The organism is Bradyrhizobium sp. SZCCHNR1098 (genome assembly GCF_032489375.1).
Lineage (GTDB): Bacteria > Pseudomonadota > Alphaproteobacteria > Rhizobiales > Xanthobacteraceae > Bradyrhizobium.
In genome coordinates this window covers 363,809-384,934 of the sequence record NZ_JAUEXY010000006.1, presented here as the reverse complement: position 1 = coordinate 384,934, position 21,126 = coordinate 363,809, and the positions used below count along the sequence as shown (strand labels likewise).

Annotated in this window: 15 protein-coding genes and 2 pseudogenes; 9 read left to right on the top strand and 8 right to left on the bottom strand. The window is 62.6% G+C overall.

The genetic code is table 11. The features are described from left to right. Window positions 1-305: 305 nt before the first annotated feature. From QX135_RS16175 to QX135_RS16150, 6 genes and pseudogenes are all read right to left on the bottom strand, one after another. Window positions 306-734, bottom strand: a complete 429-nt coding sequence (locus QX135_RS16175) for a hypothetical protein (protein WP_315745552.1) — start codon at window positions 732-734, stop codon at window positions 306-308. 170 nt (window positions 735-904) lie between these two features. Further along, window positions 905-1,840 carry a DUF2493 domain-containing protein gene (locus tag QX135_RS16170; protein ID WP_315745551.1) on the bottom strand — a complete coding sequence of 312 codons (936 nt, stop codon included), beginning with the start codon at window positions 1,838-1,840 and terminating at the stop codon, window positions 905-907. 339 nt (window positions 1,841-2,179) lie between these two features. Then, window positions 2,180-3,235 carry a toprim domain-containing protein gene (locus QX135_RS16165; protein ID WP_315745550.1) on the bottom strand — a complete coding sequence of 352 codons (1,056 nt, stop codon included), beginning with the start codon at window positions 3,233-3,235 and terminating at the stop codon, window positions 2,180-2,182. Then, entirely contained in the window at window positions 3,235-7,548 is a 4,314-nt protein-coding gene (locus QX135_RS16160) for a strawberry notch family protein (protein WP_315745549.1), read from the bottom strand. The genes QX135_RS16165 and QX135_RS16160 overlap by 1 nt, the downstream gene beginning before the upstream one ends. A gap of 204 nt (window positions 7,549-7,752) precedes the next feature. Next, window positions 7,753-9,880 (bottom strand): annotated as a pseudogene (locus QX135_RS16155) (ParB/RepB/Spo0J family partition protein). A 109-nt stretch (window positions 9,881-9,989) separates the two neighbouring features. Continuing rightward, a complete protein-coding gene (locus QX135_RS16150; protein ID WP_315745456.1) occupies window positions 9,990-10,946 on the bottom strand; it encodes an ArdC family protein in 957 nt (318 codons plus the stop codon). Window positions 10,947-11,123: 177 nt separating this feature from the next. Here QX135_RS16150 and QX135_RS16145 point away from each other — a divergent pair, with 177 nt between their 5' ends. The 8 genes from QX135_RS16145 (at window position 11,124) to QX135_RS16110 (ending at window position 18,821) form a co-directional block, all read left to right on the top strand. Further along, window positions 11,124-11,609, top strand: a complete 486-nt coding sequence (locus QX135_RS16145; RefSeq protein ID WP_315745458.1) for a DUF3833 family protein — start codon at window positions 11,124-11,126, stop codon at window positions 11,607-11,609. 481 nt (window positions 11,610-12,090) lie between these two features. Further along, window positions 12,091-13,023: a Ku protein gene (locus QX135_RS16140; RefSeq protein WP_316234157.1), complete on the top strand. Its 933-nt coding sequence runs from the start codon at window positions 12,091-12,093 to the stop codon at window positions 13,021-13,023. Next, complete coding sequence (locus QX135_RS16135) at window positions 13,020-13,346, top strand: hypothetical protein (RefSeq protein ID WP_315745460.1); 327 nt, start codon at window positions 13,020-13,022, stop codon at window positions 13,344-13,346. The genes QX135_RS16140 and QX135_RS16135 overlap by 4 nt, the downstream gene beginning before the upstream one ends. 6 nt (window positions 13,347-13,352) lie before the next feature. Next, window positions 13,353-13,958 carry a cell envelope biogenesis protein TolA gene (locus QX135_RS16130; protein ID WP_315745461.1) on the top strand — a complete coding sequence of 202 codons (606 nt, stop codon included), beginning with the start codon at window positions 13,353-13,355 and terminating at the stop codon, window positions 13,956-13,958. Between the two features lie 463 nt (window positions 13,959-14,421). Continuing rightward, on the top strand, window positions 14,422-15,714 hold the full coding sequence (locus QX135_RS16125) for a hypothetical protein (protein ID WP_315745462.1): 1,293 nt from the start codon (window positions 14,422-14,424) through the stop codon (window positions 15,712-15,714). Between the two features lie 176 nt (window positions 15,715-15,890). Further along, window positions 15,891-16,463, top strand: a complete 573-nt coding sequence (locus QX135_RS16120; RefSeq protein WP_315745463.1) for a hypothetical protein — start codon at window positions 15,891-15,893, stop codon at window positions 16,461-16,463. A gap of 33 nt (window positions 16,464-16,496) precedes the next feature. Beyond that, the gene (locus QX135_RS16115) at window positions 16,497-18,020 is read left to right on the top strand and encodes a DUF2235 domain-containing protein (protein ID WP_315745464.1); all 1,524 of its coding nucleotides are present in this window, start codon (window positions 16,497-16,499) and stop codon (window positions 18,018-18,020) included. Window positions 18,021-18,149: 129 nt separating this feature from the next. After that, window positions 18,150-18,821: a hypothetical protein gene (locus tag QX135_RS16110; protein WP_315745465.1), complete on the top strand. Its 672-nt coding sequence runs from the start codon at window positions 18,150-18,152 to the stop codon at window positions 18,819-18,821. Window positions 18,822-18,829: 8 nt separating this feature from the next. On the opposite strand, the gene QX135_RS16105 is transcribed toward QX135_RS16110, so the two are convergent. Further along, the gene (locus QX135_RS16105; protein ID WP_315745466.1) at window positions 18,830-19,588 is read right to left on the bottom strand and encodes a TIGR02391 family protein; all 759 of its coding nucleotides are present in this window, start codon (window positions 19,586-19,588) and stop codon (window positions 18,830-18,832) included. 213 nt (window positions 19,589-19,801) lie between these two features. Here QX135_RS16105 and QX135_RS16100 point away from each other — a divergent pair, with 213 nt between their 5' ends. Further along, the gene (locus QX135_RS16100) at window positions 19,802-20,137 is read left to right on the top strand and encodes a hypothetical protein (RefSeq protein ID WP_315745467.1); all 336 of its coding nucleotides are present in this window, start codon (window positions 19,802-19,804) and stop codon (window positions 20,135-20,137) included. A 69-nt stretch (window positions 20,138-20,206) separates the two neighbouring features. Here the strand turns inward: QX135_RS16100 and QX135_RS16095 are convergent. Beyond that, window positions 20,207-21,095 (bottom strand): annotated as a pseudogene (locus QX135_RS16095) (ArdC family protein). Window positions 21,096-21,126 lie beyond the last annotated feature (31 nt).

The following is a 21,126-nucleotide window of genomic DNA, read 5'->3' as shown; positions in this document are numbered from 1 at the left end:
GGTGAGCCGCGGCCGCACAAGACGGCGGACAGGCCAAGCGTACGATCAGAAGCCGGCGACAAGAAAAGCGCGTGACGATTTCAGTCCCGTTTCCAGAGAGATGCCTTGAGCCGCTCAGCCAATGCCTTGCGCCGGTGAGATCGTTCTGCGGTGGGTCGCAAGCTCCAGTTCGGGGTGTGGCTCGCCTTCGCTCAGCTGAGCACATTCGTGCTTGCGAACAACGCCGTCGACCGTTCGAGGTCTAGGCGGCCAGACTGCCCAGTCCAGGTTCACAGCCGCGAAGAGTGGAGAGGCCGATCGCCGCCCTAGCCGGACTGCGACGGGCGGGGCAGATCGTGACTGAGCAACTCGTGCAGAGCGCAACCGACCGCTAGGAACGCACCCAACAAACCGATGATCTCGCGCCAGAGCGGCGATGGCCCAGCAAGCAAGGCAACACTCAGCGCCGTATGACGGCCGGCCATTGCTGCCGGGACGAGAAAAGCTGCTGCCACGGAGGCGCGCATCAGCGGGGATCGTGAGGTTGCGAACAGAATTCGGCCGACGGTCAGGGTGAGAGCCGCCGCGGTGAGGCCGACCAAAAATGCCCCGGCGATCCCGACGCCTGCACTCAGGACCGCCATGCTGGTGCTGACCGCAACGAAGAACGGGAGAGCGTGAACAATGAGCTTAAACAGCGCGCGGCACAATAGTCCGACGCTGAACAGTGCAAAAATGAGAGCAATCGCGGGCATGGCGGTGGCCTCCGTGCAAAGCTATGACGGGATGCGCCTTCCACCACCACCGCGGCGCGATCCGAACAATATGCATCGTGATCTGGACAAAGTTGCGGAGAGTCATGCCGGCGCTGGAGCAGCGTCCGACGCGTTGTGAGATCGGCGGAACGTCGAGGAGCTGACGGCGCTCACGCGCCGCCTTTCCCGAAGGTCCAGACGGGAATGCCGAGGCGACGGGCCTTGTCGGCGAGGTTACCTTGGATCCCCGAACCGGGGAAGACCATCACGCCGATCGGAAGCGTCTCCAGCATGGCGTCGTTGCGCTTGAACGGTGCTGCCTTGTTGTGCCTCGTCCAGTCGGGCTTGAAGGCGATCTGCGGCACCTTCCGGTTCGCGGCCCATTTGGAGGCGATCAGCTCGGCGCCTTTTGGCGAACCGCCGTGCAGAAGGACCATGTCGGGATGCTTGGCGTGAACCTTGTCGAGCCGGTCCCACACCAGCGCGACGTCATTGAAGTCAGCCCCGCCGGTGAGTGCGATCTTCGGCCCCTGCGGCAGCATGATCTCGGTCTCGGCGCGTCGCTTGGCGGCGAGGAAGTCGCGGGAGTCGATCATGGCAGCCGTCAGCGTGCGATGGTTGACCTGCGAGCCTGATCGCGGGCGCCAGGGCGATCGCGTATGCAGCTCGAAGGCCTCCGCGGCAAGGTCGCGGAACAGCTCCATGACGTTGCGGCGTTCGACCAGCGACACTCCTTCCGATGTCAGCCGCTCGAGCTCGACGGAACGGACCTCCGAGCCGTTCTGTTCGCGTTGACTCGAGCGCTGCGCCTGCTCGTTGTCGTCGAGCTCGCGTTCGATGCGCATGGTGGCGCGGTGGAACAGGTTGACCGTCGACCACAAGAGATCCTTGAGCTCAGGCTCGAGGCGGGTGTCGGAGAGAGTCGCCACCAGGGCGTCGAAGATGTCGGCGACCGCACCAGTGATGGCCCTGCCCTCCGGCAGCGGCCGCGGATCAGGCTCGTCGTCGAAGGGCCGGTAGCCGTGCAACTGGAGTTCGGCCAAAGCGTCGTCGGTCGTCGACCTAGTGTCGTGCGGCTCACGCATCTCGTCGTGGTGGTCGGACATGGGGATCCCGTCTGTGATCTCTGACCGCGCCGATCGCGGCCTTCCATAGCGATCTCCAAGACGGCGGGCGGACCGGACCAGAACCCGCTGATCACTTCGAGCAGCGGGCCGGAGCGACAGCGGAGGATGGCGGTGCGCGGCTATTTTGCTTCGCGATGCAAAGGCCCGCAAACGGGCCGGCGGAAAATAGCCGCGCACCGCCATTGCCGGACCGGACCGCCTGCCGTCCGATCGCCTCTGAAGAAGGCCCCGGCGCGGCTCTCGGAGGCTCAGATGAGATCCTCTCGCCCACCCACGAGTTGCGATCGCAGAGCAGCCCCCCCGACGTGAGACCGACGTTTAGGCCGAGATCACGTCCAGGAAGCGCGTGGCGTCCTCCGGCAACAGCTGATGGCGCAGCATATCCCGGAGCTGGGCTTTCCCGAATGCGCGCAGATCTTCGTTGAAGTCCCCAAGGCGAGGACACAGGACGATCGCCTCGATACCGGCGTCCAGCGCTCTGACCGTCAACGCCTGTGCCGCATTGATCCCGGCAGCGTCAGCGTCGACAGCGACATACAGCCGGCGCAGCGTGACCGGCCAGAGCAGCGTGGCGAGATGGTTAGCCGAGAGCGCGGCGGCAACCGGCAGGGATGGCAGCACCGTCCGCAACGACAGCATGGTCTCGATGCCCTCACCGGCCGCCAGCACGTCATCAGCAGTCCCGAAGCGAACGGCATGCCCCAGGAGATCGCCCATCGCCCGCCGCGGCGTCTCAATCGGCGCCTTGCCGAGCCGTCGATCATCAAAGCCGTCAGGATCGAGCCAGGTGCGATGGACACCGGTGATGCAGTCATCGAGATCGGTCACGGCGGCAATCAGGGCCGGCCAAGTCTCGACCGTTGTGGTGTCATCCGGGCGATAGAAGCATTGCGGATGGAACCGGAGTGCTACAGCGTTGGCAGGCGGATCGATGCCTCGATTGCGCAGATAGACCTCGCCGAGCGTCCCCATCAGCGGCTGAGACATCGCAAAGAGCCGGCGCGCCGCCTTGATCGGGTCGCGCGAAAGCCGGGGAGCCTTGGGCGGCGCGATCGGCGGATCACGCTGCCAGCGAGGCAGCTTCAGGAATCGCCGCGCCTCGTCGGCAATTTCGCGGAAGCTGCGCAGCGCGCATGTTGTCCCGATAAGGTCGAGCAGATCGCCATGCTCGCCGGTCGCGGCATCGGTCCATTTGCCGGCCGGCCCCTTCGACGAGGCATGCAGCCGGACGAACAACGAGCGGCCGGGCGTGTTGTTGATATCCCCTACTAGCCAGTACCGCCCCTCCCTCCTGCCGTTGGAGAGATAGTGACGGCAAACCGCCTCGGCCTCACGCGCGAGGCGGCGCGCCAGTTCGGACGCGTCACCTGCCATCACGGTCGCTCCCGCCCACGGACCGCCGCAATCGGAAAGCGCTTCAGAACCTTCGCCAGAATCGCTGCACCGCTTGCATCGGTCGGCACGAACATCCGCAGCTTCCAGGAGATGATCTCGCCGAACAGTCCATAGGTCCTGAGGCAATCTCTGAGCCCCTCGGTGAAGCCCAATAGCTCGATCCGATTGGCGCCCATGACGCGGGCTCGCCGCAGCTGCAGGCCTTCGGCGAGATCGAACACATGGCCGTCGCGCAGCAGTGCCGCGAACGCGTCCTCAGCTGCGAGCGCCGGTCTCTCCGCCGACATTGCCGTGACCCAAGTGAGCGGGACCTTCCGGCCGATGATGCGCTCGCCTGCATCGGTCTGGAGGCGGTAGACCCGCGTCGACTCCTGAGGCAGGCGCTTCCAGATCGGCAGCAGAAGCCCGGTGACGAGGTAGATCGTGCTGGTCGTGAACTCTGGGATGGATGCGAGCTCCGCGCTCCAGCCGGCCTTGAACTGCTCGCGATCGGCCTCGACCCAACCCTGCTCGGCGAGCTTGGCCAGCGGCACAGTGCGGCGTCCCATCGGTCCGATCAGATGAACCCGTGGCTCGATCTCGCCATCGTCGAGCAGCCAGCTCGGCGCCGGCACCTGGATCGCCGCCCGCCCCGAACGACCATTGCGCAGCGGAACAGCGCGGCGCTGCAGCAGCCGCTCCACAGCCTCGTTCAGCGGCATGGGCCGGTTGCGATCGCGCTGGGTGATGGTGACGAGATGCGTTTCGGCGCCTGTCGCCGGATGGCTGTAGATCGTGCGCCGCTCCGTGACGACGAAGCTCTCGGCGCGTAGCGTCTCCAGGCCAGCATCGTAGGTCCCTGATGCGATGGCTCCCTCGATCCGCGCTGCCAGCAACTGCTCAAACACAGTGAACAAGATGTTCTGCAGCTCGATGGTCAGCGCCAGAAGCCGGTTCAGGAATGTCGTGATCGGCGGCAGCTCGTCACGCAAGCCGTTGTCGTCCGTCAGCTTCAATCCCGTCGCCTGCTCGAACCGCTGCAGCGAGCAGCTTCCGACCTGGCCACGAACCAGTAGCCCATAGAGCTGACGCAGCGCATCGCGGGCATGCGGGCTTTCGAGATTATCCTCCGGGCGGAACAGCCCCTGCCCGCCGGTCTGGCGCTGGCCGCGGGTGATGGCTCCCAGCGTGTCGAGCCGACGCGCGATCGTCGAGAGGAAGCGCTTCTCGGCCTTCACGTCGGTGGAGATCGGGCGAAACAGCGGCGGTTGTGCCTGGTTGGTGCGGTTGGTCCGCCCAAGCCCCTGGATCGCGGCATCTGCTTTCCAGCCCGGCTCCAGCAGATAATGCACCCGCAGCCGCTTGTTCTTGGCCGAGAGCTCGGCGTGGTAGCTGCGGCCGGTGCCGCCGGCATCCGAGAACACGAGGATACGCTTCTGGTCATCCATGAACGCGGCGGCTTCAGCGAGATTGGCAGAGGCCGCCCGCGTCTCGACCGCAAGCCGATCATGGATTCGGACGATCCTTCGCGATCGCCCCGTCACCTCGGCGACCATATCGGTGCCGAACCGCTGGACGATCTGGTCGAGTGCACCGGGCACCGGGGCAAGCGAGGCGAGATGCTCGATCATCCGGTCGCGGCGCGCGACCGCTTCGCGGCTCTCGACCGGTTGGCCGTCACGATAGACTGGCCGCGACAACAGATTACCCTCGCCGTCGGTGAACGGCTCGTAGAGCTGCACCGGGAAGGAATGGGCGAGGTAGTCCAGCACATATTCGCGGGGCGTGATGTCGACCTGGACATCGCCCCAGTCCTCGGTCGGGATCTCGGCCAGGCGGCGCTCCATCAGGGCTTCGCCGGTCGAGACGATCTGGATGACTGCGGCATGGCCGGCTTCGAGATCACGCTTGATCGCGTTGATCAGCGTCGGCGTCTTCATCGAGGTCAGGAGGTGCCCGAAGAAGCGCTGCTTGGCGGATTCGAAGGCCGAGCGCGCAGCAGACTTCGCTTGCGCGTTCAGCGTGCCGGTTGCGCCGGTGATGTTGGCCGCGCGCATCGCGGCGTCGAGATTGTTGTGAATGATTGCGAAGGCCTCGGCATAGGCGTCATAGATCCTGACCTGCTCGTCCGTCAGCCGGTGCTCGAGCAGCTCGTATTCGATCCCCTCGAAGGACAGCGACCGTGCCGCATAGAGCCCGAGCGCCTTGAGATCCCTGGCCATCACCTCCATGGCCGCGACGCCGCCCTCCTCGATCGCCGCCACGAAATCCGCCCTCGTTACAAATGGGAAGTCCGCGCCGCCCCACAATCCGAGCCGCTGGGCATAGGCGAGATGATGGACGGTGGTTGCACCGGTTGCCGAGACATAGACGACACGAGCTTGGGGCAGCGCGTGCTGCAGTCTCAACCCGGCGCGTCCCTGCTGTGAGGCCGCCTGCTCGCCCCGATCGCCCTTGTTGCCCGCGGCGTTCTGCATCGCATGGCTCTCGTCGAAGATGATCACGCCGTCGAAATCCCGCCCTACCCAATCGACGATCTGACGCACGCGTGAAAGCTTTTCGGCCTTCTCGTCGGTCCGTAGCGTGGCGTAGGTCGTAAAAAGGATGGCTTGATCGAGCCGGATCGGCGTTCCCTGGCGGAAGCGCGACAGCGGCGTGACCAGCAACCGCTCCATGCCGAGCGCCGCCCAGTCGCGCTGGGCGTCCTCGATCAGCTTGTCGGACTTGCTGACCCAGATCGCCCGGCGCCGGCCCTTCAGCCAATTGTCGAGCAGGATGCCTGCGACCTGGCGCCCCTTCCCCGCACCGGTGCCGTCGCCCAGGAACCAGCCGCGCCGGAAGCGTACCGCGCCGTCGGCGTCCTCGCTGGCCGCACGGACCTGGTCGAATGTCTCTTCGACCGTCCAGAAGCCCGCGAGGAACCCGCTATGCGCCTCGCCGGCATAGATGATGCTCTCGAGTTGTGCGTCCGACAGCACGCCATCGGTTACGAGCCGGGGCAACACATGCGGCCGATACGCCGGCTTGGGCGGAGCGACCGACGCCATGGCGGCGGATTGCACGAGCTTCGTCGGATGCGGCTGTGCTCCCTGGATTCGGATCGACTGCAGCTGATACGCCTCGTACAGCGCTTCAGTCAGGCGGGGTCCTTCCGCGGGCACATCATCCACCACTTCGTAAGCGAGCTCACAGCCCGCAGGCTCGGGCGTGGTCGACGGGGGAGAGGAGCAGCTAGAGGCCAATGCGCGCTGGTCTCTCGGCCGCCGACCCGCACGCACGTCCACCTGCACAACAAAGCGGCCCGCCATGGGCAGCCGCGGCGGCACGAGCGCCGTGATCCAACCAAGCAAGGCCCTCACATCGGGCGCGATCCCGGCCGACTGCGGAAAGACATGAGGATCTCGCGCCGGCTGCTTGTCGATCACGAGCAGCCGGGTGGCCGTCGTCGTCCCCTGCCGCGCATAGACAGCGCCATCGATCGCAGCAGAGAAGACGAGGCGGCCCCGCTCCTGCAGACACACGAAAGCATCCGTCCAGGTCGGATTGTCCGGCGCAAAGCTTGCGGCAGTGATTGCGACCAGCCGTCCTCCATCTCCGAGCCGTGCGAGCGCCGAAGAAACATGGCGCAACGTCGTATCGGCCAGACGGCGATCCACATTCGCGGTCGCCGAGAATGGCGGATTCATCAGGACGACGCTTGGGACAAGAGCGGCATCGAGATGATCATCGATCTGCGCAGCATCGAAACGCGTCACGCTCACACCCGGAAACACCAGATCGAGCAAGGCGGCGCGGCTTGCAGCTAGCTCGTTGAGCAGGAGCGAGCCGCCGGCGAGCTCCGCGAAGACCGCCAGGCTCCCCGTCCCTGCTGAAGGCTCGAGCACGCGATCGGCCGATGTCACTTGCGCCGCCGCGGCCGCGGCGAGCGCCAACGGCAACGGCGTCGAGAACTGCTGAAAACTCTGGCTCTCCAGTGAGCGCCTGGTATGGCTCGGAAGAAGAGCTGCGATCTTTGCGACCATCGGCAGCATGGCCGAGGGCACGCCATGGCTCGCCTTGATCATCGCCGGACCGTACTTGGCCAGGAACAGAACAGAAGCGACCTCGCAGGCCTCGTACGCCGTCTTCCAATCCCAGCTGCCCTCGGCATCACTGCCGCCAAACGCGGTCTGCATGACCAGGCGGAGGCACCTGGCATCGATGCGCTCGCCGCGGGCGAGGATTGGCAGGAGCAGCTTGGCCGCACGAAGGACGGCCTTGGCGCGCGCTAGCAGAGCAAAGGATGCTGTCGGGCAGCTCGTCTCGGTGATCATGTCGAGGAACCTCAGAGAAAGCGGGATGCGGAAGAGCGCCGCCGAATGCTCTCTCTTGTCCGGCGGCCTCACCCGCCCTGCTCCGCCTCTCTTCCTCTCGACCCGCTCGAGGAGACGGTGACCTCAACGAAAAAAGCCCGGCCGATTTGGCCGGGCTTCCATCAACGGTTTCTCAAGGCCCAGGGCGATCCTCCGCCGCGCGGCTTATTCCGCGGCAACGATCTCCTCGACTTGGTCTGCGCCTTCCGTCGCCTCCTCATCCTCGCTGAGGAACGCCGGCAGACTGTCGGCATCGGCGCCTTCGACTGCCGGCGTCATGTCCGCCTCGGCGCCACGCAGCGGCTCCGGCAGCCAGCGGCTGCCTTCGAGCAGCCGTTCGGCTTCGCGCGCCATGTCCGGCTTCTTCAAATGCGCGATGAGCTGAACCGAAGCTTCGCCCTTCGCTTCGCGCACCGCTTGCAAGATGCGGTGCTTGGTAACCCGACCGAGGTAATTGTCCACGGAGGGCCTCCAGCCGGCGCTGACCATATCGAGCCCAACGGCATGCGACAGCCGGCAAGCCTGTTCGAGGCGGCCGCGGACGCCTTGGGCCGACATGCGGCCTTGAGACATCCGGCTGGCCGGCTCAAAGATCGCGTTCACCGCCTGTGAGGCGCAATGGGCGAACAGTTCGGCCTGGGCCGCTCCGTCCATCGCCGTCAACGCTGCCCAGAGGTCTTTGTCGCTGGCCGGCAGTTTCGCCTTCCAGGCCGCGTGACGGGCGGCGATCGCCTTTGCCGGAGCGCTGTCCTGCAGGCCGGGCGGCTGCGCCGGGAAGCTCGGCGTACGCAGCGAGATATCCAGGCAATTGAGCGTCGAACCGAACGGATAGAATGTCGCCAGCACGAAGCTGTGCAACACCGCCTGGAACGCGATCGAGGGCTCCTGGCCGATCGCATCGCGAAGGGCGAACGTGCGATAGGCTGAGAGCTCGCTGATCAACCGGTCGGGCAAGGGGCGCTCGACATCCTCCCCGTCCTCATCAGTCCCATCCTGCTCGCCGCTACCGATGACGATCGTCGGCGCCGGTCCCCTGCCCGCCACGTCAGGAACGCCGGTCCCGTGATCGCCGTCGGCACCAGCTTTGGCATTCGGCTCGTCGCTGGTCGCCGCGACCTCATCCCTCCGGACGGACGAAGCCACGGGCGACACGGAGGCCGCCCTCGGAGTCGATGCTGACGAACGCGCCGGCCCGCGCCATCTCGGCGGCATCGTAGATCATCGGCCGTTCATCGAACGACTGCAGCGCCGCCTCGATCTCACCGAGACGCCGATCGACGTCCTCGGGCAATTCGTCGGCCTGGCCATAGTCAGCCTCGAGCTTGGCCTGCTCGGTCCGCAGTGTTTCGATGGCCGCCTGTTCATCGGCGGTGAGTTCGGCGGGCTCTCCGTGAAGCTCGCGCAGGCCATGCGTATGTCCGAACGGGAAATCGACGGCGGCTGCGATCCACTTCCAGCCCTCGGCGCCGATCCGCTCCGCTTCCGTCTGCAGCTTCTCAGCAACGAGCCGATCGAGCAGCGCGACATCCTGCAGCCAGCCACCGTCATCGGCCTCAAACAGATCCCGCAGCACCACGCCGCCGGCGGCCTCGTAGGCTGCAAGCCCGACGAACTGGGCCCTGCGATCGGAAGCCCGCACCGTCTGTTCCGTGAGCAACCGGCGGATCTGGTAGGGTGCATCGCAACCGGAACGGCTGACCTTGTCCCAGACCTCCTGCTGGCGCGCATGATCCGCCGTCACCGTAAACGCCATCAACTGCTCGAGCGTCATGCCGTCGGCGGCGTAGACATCGAGCAGCGCTGGCGAGACGGCAGCCAGCCGCAAGCGCTGCTTGACGACCGCAACCGTCACGAAATGCCGCGCCGCGATCTCCTCCTCGGTCATACGGCTCTCACGCAACGCCTGGAATGCGCGGAACTGGTCGAGGGGATGCAGGCCGACCCGCTGATCGTTCTCGGCGAGCGAGTCGTCTAGAGCCGAGCCCTGATCCCGCACCACGCAGGGCACAGCTTGCGTCTTCGCCATCCGCTTCTGTTTGACCAGAAGCGCCAGCGCCCGGTAGCGGCGGCCTCCCGCCGGCACTTCGAACATCCCGGTCTCCCTGCCCTCCCCATCGAGGACGGCGCGCACGTTCAGGCTTTGCAGCAGCGTCCGCTCAGCGATGCTCTCCGCCAGCTGTTCGATCGAAACGCCGCCCTTCATCCGGCGCACGTTGGATTGGCTCAGCACCAACTTGTTGAAAGGAATGTCGCGCGACGGCGACAGAGTGATCTTCTGGACAGCCTTGGTCATGTCTTGGTTCTCCACAACGGGCGGCCCAGAGCCTCTCTCTCAGGCCTTCACCCCGTCGCAGAGCACCTCTCGCCCTCTTCCTCTCCTGAGCTCGTCCAGAGCGTTATTCTCAGGCAGCGGCGCAATCCGGTCCGATCGCCTGAGCGAGGCCAGCCACATCCGGTGCAAAGCCGAGGAGATAATCGGCCACACGGCTCGCCTGGCTCGCCGCCCGCACGATGGCGCGATTGTCCTCGCGCAGGACGTCGAGCCAGAAGCCGATATAGTCCGCATGGCGCACGGTCGGCACGATGCCGAGCGCGGCGCAGCTGAAGGCGGACGCGATTTCTGCGATCAGCTCCTCGAAGGCGTAGTTGCGGCTGCCGAACCGGCCCGACAGATCGCGGTTCAGCCGCGACGCATGTCCACTCGCATGGGCGAGCTCATGCAAGGCCGTGCGGTGCCAGTTGATTGGCTCGAAGAACGCTGCTGGCGGTGGCACCTGCACGAAATCTTCAACTGGAGCATAGAATGCCCGATCGCCGCCAATCCGGAAGTCGACACCACTGTTCGCAATCAGCGACTCGACCACCGGCTCGATCGCCCCCGGCGGCGGTGGCGGCACCGCGGTCGCGATGTCCGCCGGCAGAGCCGCGCACTGATCGGCGTTGAAGACCATAAAGCGCTTCAGAAACGGAATCGCCCGTGCTTCTTCACCGGTCTCGCAGGCACGCTGCCGCTCATCCGATGGCACGAAGCGATCGGCATAGACGACCGTAACACCACGCTCGCCCTTGCGCACATGGCCCCCAACCGAGAGCGCCTGCTGGAAAGTCAACCAGCTCTGGCCGGTAAACCGATGCTCGATCACCGCTCCCCATAGGATCAGAACGTTGATCCCGGAATACGCCCGTCCTGTCGCGGCATTCCTAGGCAGTGACAACTGAGCCTTCGCCGCTTGTGTCCCCCATGGTTGAACCCAGGGCACGTGGCCGGCCTCCAGCTCGCCGATGATCTTCCCCGTAATCTCCTCATAAAGGCTCGCCCGGCCCTCGCCGGTGCGCGCTCCAATTCTCCGTCCCTGCATCGCGGATCTCCGCGACGGGCGCGGCGGAACTCTCTCGCCGCTTCCAACCCGTCACGGCCAACCCGGCCTGCACTCTTCCTCTGGCGTACGGGCCACCTCCCGAGACCCTCATCGTGTTAGCGGATGTAGCGGAACCTGACGTCTTCTGCGTGGTTCGTCCCATCCAGGGAGCAGCCGATGTCCATCAAACAATTCGACGGCACCACGCCGATCTTTCTGCCCGAGCGCTTCTTCGACGGGCGGCTTGAAGGGTGGGCCGTACTTGAAAGCCTAATTGGCGGTCTGCTGAAGCGGGCGACGATCACAGCAGAGGGCCGATGGGACGAAGCGAAGCAGGTCGTTCACTTCGTCGAGACGTATCGTTTCGATGATGGACACGAGGACACGCTCAACTGGATGATCCAAAAGCTCGGTCCAGGTAAGTACAACGGCCTTGAGCCACGCCTCGACGGAGAGGCGGAGGGCGACCAGGCCGGCTGCGCATTCCATTGGCGTTACACGAGGGACACACCGCAGTCCGACGGCAAGACCACGAAGCTGAACTTTGACGACTGGTTTTATCTGATCGAGGACAACGCCTGTATCGTTCGAGGATCAGCGGGCCGCGCCGGTCTTCCTTTCGCGACAGCCCATGTGACCTATCGTAAAATTCCTAGGCCATAGAGACTTCCGCTCGCGTGACTCGCTTCGCTTTCATCTGCTCGCGTACGCGAAAGCTACTGAAACACAGCAACAGCCGAAAGAAGGCAGCCGCCTCAATTCGATTTTTGCTCGATGATGAAACGGCGATCCGGAGAATCACCGAGGTCGAGCCGAAGCGGAGCGAAGGCAGAGAAGGCACCCGCAGGAGGGTCAGCATAGCGGCCGCCGCGTGAGCGGAGGGACCCGGGACCGAGTGCAGTCGCGAGACCGGTAACAAGGCACCCGCGCGAAGGCAGCATAGCGGCGCCGCAGCAATGCGGAGGCGGCCTTCGCCCGAGTGCCTCCGGCGAGCGACACGATATCCCGGTTTCAAAACGGCAAAGTCTCTTCCTTCCCAATTGAATTGGAGGCCCAGTCCCCCCTGCTCGCTGCAATGGTGTCGGAACTCACAACGTCCAAACGTCTTGAATCCGGACCACTTCAACCTCGGAGTTCCGCGTAAATGGCCCCCCGCGCCAACTGGAAAGGCTTCCTGCGTCTGTCGCTCGTCACGTGCCCGGTAGCCCTCTACCCGGCCACGTCGGAGTCCGAGAAGATCTCGTTCAACCAGCTGAACAAGCAGACCGGCCATCGTATCAGGTACGTCAAGGTCGACGCCGACACGGGCGAGGAGGTCTCGAACGAGGACATCGTCAAGGGTTATGAGCTCGAGAAGGGCCAATACATCGAGGTCTCGAAGGAGGAGCTCGAGGAGATCGCCCTCGAGTCCACGCGCACGATCGAGATCGACGAGTTCGTGGACAAGGCCGACATCGACCCGCGCTATCTGATCCGCCCCTACTACCTGCGCCCCGACGGCAAGGTCGGGCACGATGCCTTCGCCGTGATCCGCGAGACCATCCGGGAGATGAACAAGGTCGCGATCGGCCGGATCGTGCTCACCAACCGCGAGCACATCATCGCGCTCGAACCGATGGACAAGGGCTTGGTCGGCACGCTGCTGCGCTATCCCTACGAAGTGCGGTCGGAGCAGGAGTATTTCGACGAAATTCAGGATGTGAAGATCACGAAGGACATGCTGGATCTCGCGCGGCACATTGTAGAGCAAAAGGCCGGCACCTTCGCGCCGGAGAAGTTCGAGGACCACTATGAGACTGCGCTGATCGACCTGATCAATCAGAAGCGTTCGGGTAAGACGATCCGCCCCAAGGATCGGCCGAAGGGCGAGAATGTCGTCGATCTGATGGAGGCGCTACGGCGGTCGATCGGGCAGAAAGCGCCACCGACGGAGGTGGCAGCCAAGCCGGCGAAGAAGCCGAAGAAAGCTGCTGCCGGCCAGAAAGAGATGCTGATGCCGATCGCAGGCAAGAAGACCGCCGGCAAGGAGGCGTCGGCGAAGAAGCCGCCGTCCGGTCGGCAGCGGAAGTCGGCTTGAAGTATCCCGCAACTCCGGACGGACGCTACTTCGTCGTCCGCGGGCGTCTTTGGCGCATGACCGATCCTGCGATCAGCGAGGACGAAAGAGCTAAGCTGACCACGCAGCTCATGTCGGCAAGGCGCGCAGTTCGGGCCGCCAAAGCGGCGAAAGATCCGGATGCCGAAGCCGCAGCCCACCGCGCCGTGGATCAAGCCAAGAGAGCGCTGGGCGAGCGGGGGCCGGTCTGGTGGAGCGACGGCTCGCCCGATCTGAACCGTCACATGGCACGGAACACTCCCTACGCCGCGTGGTATGCTGCAGTCTCACGGTCGCGCAGGTAAGCTCCGGTGCCGCGTAAGCTGAAGACCTATCAGACCTCACTTGGCTTCTACTATCTCGCGATCGCGGCTCCCTCCATGAAGGCAGCGCTGGAGGCATGGGGCGCGGGCAGCAATCTCTTTCACCAGGGAGCCGCAACGGAGACCGAAGATCCGGACGTCGTTGCCGCCACCATGGCGAAGCCGGGAGTGGTCCTGAAGCGTCCGGCCGGGTCGATAGGACGATTTGCCGAGCAGTCCGAACTGCCCGATCTGGATGATGAGGAAAGTACCCCGAAAAAGAAGGCCAAACGTCCAGAGGCAAAGCGGCGAGCAGCCCCGAACGCTAGCGTTGAAGATTCGCGGAAGGCCGCCGCGCAGTTCGAGCGCGAACAGCGGCGTCGAGACGCCCAGCGGCGCAAAGACGAGGCTGTTAGGGAGAAGCAACGGGCTAAACGCGAAAAGCTGATCGCGAAGGCGCAAGCGGCGCTGGATGCCGCACAGCAGGAGCACGATGAGCGGCTTGGGACTCTCGAAGTCGAGCGGCGCGATCTCGAGAAGCGGATTGAAGCCGAGGACCGACGCTGGGAAGCCGAGGCGGCGAAGCTCAGGGACGATTTTTCCGAGCGCAGCTAATACAACTCTTCATTGACCGGCCCCCTCCAGCTAGCAAATTCGGATCTATAGGAAGCGTGGAAGTGCCCGTCGAATTCCTGGCCGCGGTGCACACACTAAAAAAACTGCGCGGTCGAGTTCTCCGGCATTTACAACCGGCATGTATTGGATAGAGTTTCAAACTTTTAATGGGGTGGGTGTTATGCGTCTGTTCGTCGAGCATTCCTTTGGCAATTGGCGGAGACAATACACTACCGCCTGCCATCCAACACTGATAGATGAGCGGTTCTCTCAGTTCGCCGGCTACGAGTAATTACACGGCGATCGAACCGCCCCTATTAAATCAGGTCTCTCCGAAGCTCCTGCGGATCACGCGGGATGACATGGGCACGCCTATTGAAGGTCTAGACTCATGATTTCTCCATTTCGTTCTGTCCGAGCCTGTCTCGTGATCCTTATATCCGCGATCTCTGGAAGCTGTGCCGTGGTGCCGCGGATCGACGGTGCCGCGAATGTTTCGCTGGACGATATTGCCTGGCGCGTAAAGTGCGACATCTGGAAGGTCGTCGCGCGCAAAATGAACGAGTTTCCGACCGATAAGCGGAACCCACGGGCAAACCCATATTATTTTCTAGCTGGCTGGGGCGCAAAGGTTCACATGACCCTGGCTGTTGACTTGACCGGCTCGCTAAATCCCGGCGCCACGTTGATTGAGCCGCTGAGCGGAAGCCAGTCGCGTAGCCTCGGGCTGGGTGCGGGGATTTCGAGCGAAGCGATCTCGACCACCGACTATGAGTTCTTCATGTCGTTTCCTGAATTACGGGACGACTATAACCGGACCGCGGCCGCCGGCCTTGTGGAAGGATACTGCGCCCGGCCGAAGGGGCTGCTTTTGGAGAGTGATCTTCAACTCGACGATCTTTTTGATCGAGCGCTTGAACCGGTAAAGAAGGGAACGCTGAGAGTCGGCATCCATCCGGGCTTTGCGGGAAGTTCGCCGCCGGCAACCCCTCCCGATCAGGTACCCGATTATCGGGAGCTTGAGAAGATCTTTAGTCAGATGAGGGACAAGAAGCCGAGCCCGACCGCGCGTCTCTCACCCAACGAGGTTGAGCTCTTCCGACAAAACTCAAAGACAAAAGACTTTTTTCAGCTAAACGATGACGCCATCCAACTGCAGCATGTCATCGACGACAACAAGCTAGCTGCCGCACAACAGGAGACAAAGGCGCAAGCCTACATCAACAACATCGTGAAGCCCGTCACTGACGTTCTGGCTTCTGTCTATCCAGGGTGCGTTAAAGCGGTTACTCAGCTACGCAATAAGGCGATTATAGAGGCTGCGCTCGTCTCAAATGACAAGATTGAGGTTGATCGCGCTACGAGCGAAGGCGCTTCAAATGACGCCCGTCGGGCCCTTGATCAAAAGGTGGCTGATCTCGAGAAGGTTGTTTCAGACGTGATCAAGCAATTGAAGCTTTGTCCGAATGTACCTGATCCGCCAAGCGCGCCGCTCGTTTACGACCCGCTGGATCTTGTGTCGCAGACCATAAACTTCTACATCACGTCGAGCGGAAGCGTAACGCCGAGCTGGAAGCTAGTACGAGTCACGGCGCCACTTTCGGGTACGTTCGCCTCGGTCAACCGCAAGGATACCAACACGCTCATTATCGCCTTCGGCCGCCCTGATCTGAGCAAGAGCAATTCGTCCGGCACCGCGATCAGCAACCAGATTTTGACAAGCACTCTGAGGGACGCCTTAAGCACGCCGCATTGAACGGCGGCCGAGTGGCATTGATGATCCCCCTCACGCTTCCTTTCACGACCACTCTCTCCTGAGGAGCGCGGCCGCATGATAAAACCTTAAACTGTGGAAAACCGGCAGATCGTCGTCCGGTTCACCGTGGATGAGAGGGCCGGCGGCTAAGATCGTCCTATTTCGTGGAGACTCGGATGGCCACCGCGCATTTCGGGGGCGACGATCAGGTACTGTTGATAGTGAGTCTGATCCTGACCGTTGCAACTCACTTTTTGAATCGCAGATCCCGGTCGATCGTTGATCGCGCGATGGCCCCCCTCTGTATTCCCGAACGCATGAGGCGCGGTTACGACGCCCATCAGCTTTCGGCCTTCATCGCGAAGGCGACCAGCTGCTCAACAGATCGCGGCCGGACGATCCTCGATCTGTACCGCGGTAAAGTGCTGTCAATGGATCTCGGCTTTGCCGTCGGCCTTTGTCTCTTCAGCGCGTTGGTCTGGAGCCTTGTGACTCCGCACCTACCGGCGTATCCGCTGTTCACCTGGGTCGGCTGGACCGCCTCGCTTCTCTATCTTTGCCTCGACGTGGCGGAAGATATCGCGCTTATCCGTCTCCTACGCGCAGATCGGCAGGTCGGCCGGATGGAGACCTCGATCGCAAGCATCTTCACAATCGGAAAGATCATCACGATCACCGTCTCGCTGTTTGGTCTGGCGGTCTTCCTTCTCCTTGCCGGCGTCGACCGGATTCTCGAACAATACGATTAGATCAAGCAGAAGGTCGCACGCAGCGAGGGCGGAATGGCAAAGAATATCGTGATCTTTTCCGACGGCACCGGCCAAGCCGGCGGCATTCATTTCGATGAAGCCCGCACGAATGTTTATAAGCTCTACCGTGCGTCCCGCGTGGGACCCGACACCAAAATCAATCCGGCCGAGCAGGTGGCCTTTTACGACCCCGGCCTCGGCTCGGCGGCGGATGGCGGCCACTTCAAGGTCGGCTGGATGCGCTGGGTCTATAATCTGCTCAGCATGGCAACCGGCCTGGGGATCACCCGCAACATCGTCGATTGCTATGCCGCGATCCTAGGCCTCTACGCCGAAGGCGACCGCATCTTCCTGATCGGCTTCAGCCGTGGCGCATACACGGTCCGGTCGCTCGCCGGTGTGATCGCGCAATGCGGCATCCCTCGCCATATGCCGGACGGGTCAACGCTGAAGCGGGACCCCGCCAACCTGCAAAAACTCGCCGAGCATGCGGTGAAGGATGTCTACCAGTTTTGTCCATCCTATGCGCGGACGCCGCATCATTGGTATCGTCAATTTCTTCTCGAAACCAGGTGCGCCATCGCGCGCCAGTTCCGCGAGCGGTATGGCAGTTCGGCGACCGTGAACGGAGTTGAGCAGGCGAATGTCTTCCCGTACTTCATCGGTGCGTTCGATACAGTTGCGGCCCTCGGCCATAAATATCTTGGCCCCGTCGTGTTTCTGCTTGGGACTGCTGTTCTCTTCGGCCTCCATGGGCTCGGCTCATGGATGGAGCCCTCGTGGCCGTGGGCAGGCCGGGTGATCCGCGATGTCAGCTATCTCGGTATGGCGACGGCTGGGGCCCTCTTCCTGAAGAACTATCTCAAGATGGCGCCTTCGCTGCCGGGCTATAGCTTCTTCAAACGGCTGCTTACCGTGCATTTTGCGCCGCCGAAGCACAAATTCTACGATACGACCCTGAATCCCAATGTGCCTTACGCCAAGCACGCGATCTCGATCGATGAAAATCGCGCCGACTTTGCGCGCGTGAAGTGGAATCCCCTGGACAGCTCGCGGACCTATACGCGCGATGCTCAAGGCAATATCTTCTTTGAGCAGGTCTGGTTTCCGGGCGTCCATGCTGATATCGGCGGCGGCTACCTGGAGAACGAGGCGCGCCTGTCGGATATCGCCCTCAACTGGATGCTCGCCGGGGCTTCCATGATACCCGATGGTCTGAAGCATGACGGCAGCGTGCTGCGCCTCTCGCCCGACCCCGCCGGGCCGCAGCATAATGAGCAGGCGGGCGGTTTCCTCAAGCTCGGCATCCGGACTATTCCAACCGATGAAGCGACGGGACTCTCGAACTCCCCGATGCACAAATCCGTCTATGATCGCTTCAAGGCGACAGAAGTCTTACTCTATGACCGGATCACCGCTTATCGGCCAGACAACATGAAAGTTCACGTGGATTTCCGGCACTACTTCGACGGAAGCCCTCCGCCGCCTGTACTCCAATCTGTTGCGGATGACATCGAATCGAAATGGACTACCGAGGGCTTTCCCGGCCGCCTTTGATACTGCCGCATTCTGCATATCCGCAAAGCCGTCGCAGATTGGCGACTACCCATGCCAGTCAGCGCTCTGAAAGCCTATGGCAGACTCGATCAACGAGTTCCTGAGTCGAAACTCTAAAGCGGGCGAATAATGAAGACCGTGAAGGAAAGCTGCGCATACTGCGGCAAGGATGCCGCCACATACGACCATGTCGTCTCGCGAGCGCTCTATCCCGCCTCAAAGGCGAAATCTCGTTTTCAACGAATCAAGGTGCCCGCCTGTAGTGCCTGCAATGGTGGCTGGGTCGATGACGAGCCCCATTTCCGAAACGTGCTGATGGTCGCAGGCGATCCGAACGCAGCAGTTCGGGAACTTTGGGAGAGCAAGGTTTGGCGAAGCTTTCACCATACCGATGGCCTCCGCCGTGTCAGGGATCTCGCGCGCAAGATCGAGCCGGTCGAGACCTCCGGGGGGCCTCGCCACATGATCTATCCGGGACGAGATGAGCGGGTGCTTCGGATCGTGAAAAAAGTCGTGCGAGGGCTTTCTTATCATCACGGCCTGCTATCCCCCGTGTCTGATGACCAGGTCTTCGCGGATATTCACCGGTTCGTCATTCCGGACGCGTTCCTCGAAGAGATGACCGCCGCGCATGCGGAAGCCGATATCCTTGAGTATCGCTACGCTGTGATCGAGGTTGAAGATATCCACGCGGTCTGGCTCCTGACCTTTTATGGACGGACGCCTTTCCTCGGCCTGGTTTTCCACTCGTCGGCTTCGTGTGACCGCGCCGTCATCGAGGCTCGTCGGGAAGCTTCGTAACAATACGATCAGGGCGCTGACCCTGCAGTTGCTTGGATGCGGGCATCGACGATACGGAGCAGATGGTTTGCCAGTAGAATGATCTCGGCGGCTTCCGCCGGATCATCGAGCGCGATATTACGGTGAGAGTGCGGGTTCTTGTAGGAGCCCATAGCACCGCTGAACAGGCTGGCACGAGCCTCGCGCTCGGCCTTCTCGACATTGAGATCTGTTAAAGGCCCGGTCTCTGGATCGAATGCCTTCCGCATAAGGTGAGTACCGACGTCACGGGCGGGCAATTTGGCGGCGTCACGAACGGCGACCTCAACCGCCTTCATAGCCTCGAAGACCGCCGTATCGTACTTTCCACGGTGGTAGAGCGCCCAAACATCCTCGCGTATGGACAAGTGGAGAATGTCCTTTGGCAGACGGCGGGCGCCGGCGGCCTGAGCGGGGTCAGGCTCCTCGGTCAGACGTAGTGCCTTACGGCTCAGGATACGAAGTGTATTCGGTTCATGATAACCCGGGTGCGGTATCAGTAGCGCAGCCCCTTCGAGCCAGTACCAGGCCTCGCGGATCGCCCGCTCCAGTTCGGATCTCTGATTGGGTGGATAGGCGCCGTTCTGGACCCCCAGCGGACCCAGTGCCGACCGAACGAAGGTCCCCAGTTCGGCATGCTGAAGGTGATCCGGCCAGTGGCGCAACACCTGAAGGATGCGCAGGCCGAGCTCTTCGGGCTCCAGCGCGGTAACCACTTCGGCATCGGGCAAGATATCAGACAGGTTCATGCGGCGACTCGCGTCATGCGGGCGGCATGTTATCCGGTTCGGTCGAACTCGTCATGCCGATGAATCTCGAATGCCAGTATCGGAGCGGTCACCGGTTCTGCGCGAGGCTCTTCAGTGCCCGACAATTCCAACAGTTACCAGACCGTGCCGTTTCTCGCGCCGCCGGCCCCGGTAAAGTGTGACGATCTGGTCAAATTCTTCTGAAGGGTCAACATGAGCAGTATCAACCGCATGGCGAAATTCGCACGCTTAATCGTCATGAGCGGACGAGCCATCTTTTCCTGCGCCATCGGCGGCGTATTAATCGCATGCGCCGCGTGGCTCGTGTTACCGGACGGGGGGTGGTGGCTAATCGACTTGTTCGCTGCCCATCTGAGCTGGAAAGGATTTGAGGCAATAAGCCTCGGCTTGGAGCCTTTCGCCAACCAGGCCAGCGGACCTCGCGGTGCCGCCTCGCTACGGACGACCGATGCCTTGTATGAAAGCCGCAGATTTGGGAGTCGTGAGCAGGGGGGCGCTGTTCCGCACCGGCATCTCAGCCGCCGTTGAGCCCCTCTCGATTTCGCGCCACGGCCGGTCGAGCTTGCACTTTCCGTGCCGGTGGGATACCGCCGCGGCTCAAGCCGCGGCGGATTTTTCAGCGCTAGGGGCGTGCAGGAAGTCTGCCGCGCGCTGTGCATGCGAAGCTGCCGAAAAGATCGCGCGCTTATCGTTCTTCAGCACATTGATCCAGGACGCGATATAGGCGGCGTGATCGTCGCGCACCTCAGGAATGAGCTCCAGATCGGCGCAAAGGAACGCGGCTCCGAGCTCGGCCACAAGCTCTTCCATCGCGTACCCCTCATCACCGAACCTCTTGCGCCCGAAGTCGCGGTTAAGGCGCGTCTCGTGACGGGTCCAGTGTGTGCATTCGTGGGCGAGCGTCGCGCAATAGCTGATCGCATCTTCAAGAACTCGATGCGCGGCATATGAATGGCGTCGGTCGCAGGGACGTAACAGGCGCGATTGCCGCCATGGATGATGGACGCACCGGCTGCGGCGAAGAAAGCATCGGCTCGGGAAATACGCTGAACGGCTTCGATGGGCTGCGGCGGCTTGCCGTAATACTGGCCGGGCAGTCCTTCGATCTGCTCGACATTGACCGTATAGCCCTTCATGAAGGGGATAGCGCGGTCGGCCTCTTCGCCGGTTTCCTTGTCGAGATCCTTGCGGATCATCTTGTCGGCATAGACCACTAGGGTTCCGCTCTCGCCCTTGCGCACATGCGCGCCGAGTTCGGCGGACTGCCTGAAGGTCATCCAGATGGGAGCGCTATAGCCATACTGAATAGCGGCAGACCACAACATCAGAATGTTGATGCCGTATAGGGCGCTCCGTTAGCGCGCAGGAGCCGGATTATACGGCCTTCGGCGTGCGAGGCGTTCCACGTCTGGTGCCAGGGTCGCACGCCGCATTCAAGAGCGGTGATGATCTGGTCGGTAATCTTCTGATAGATATCCGTTTTCATTTGTGGCCTTCCTAATTGCCGGTTGCGCATG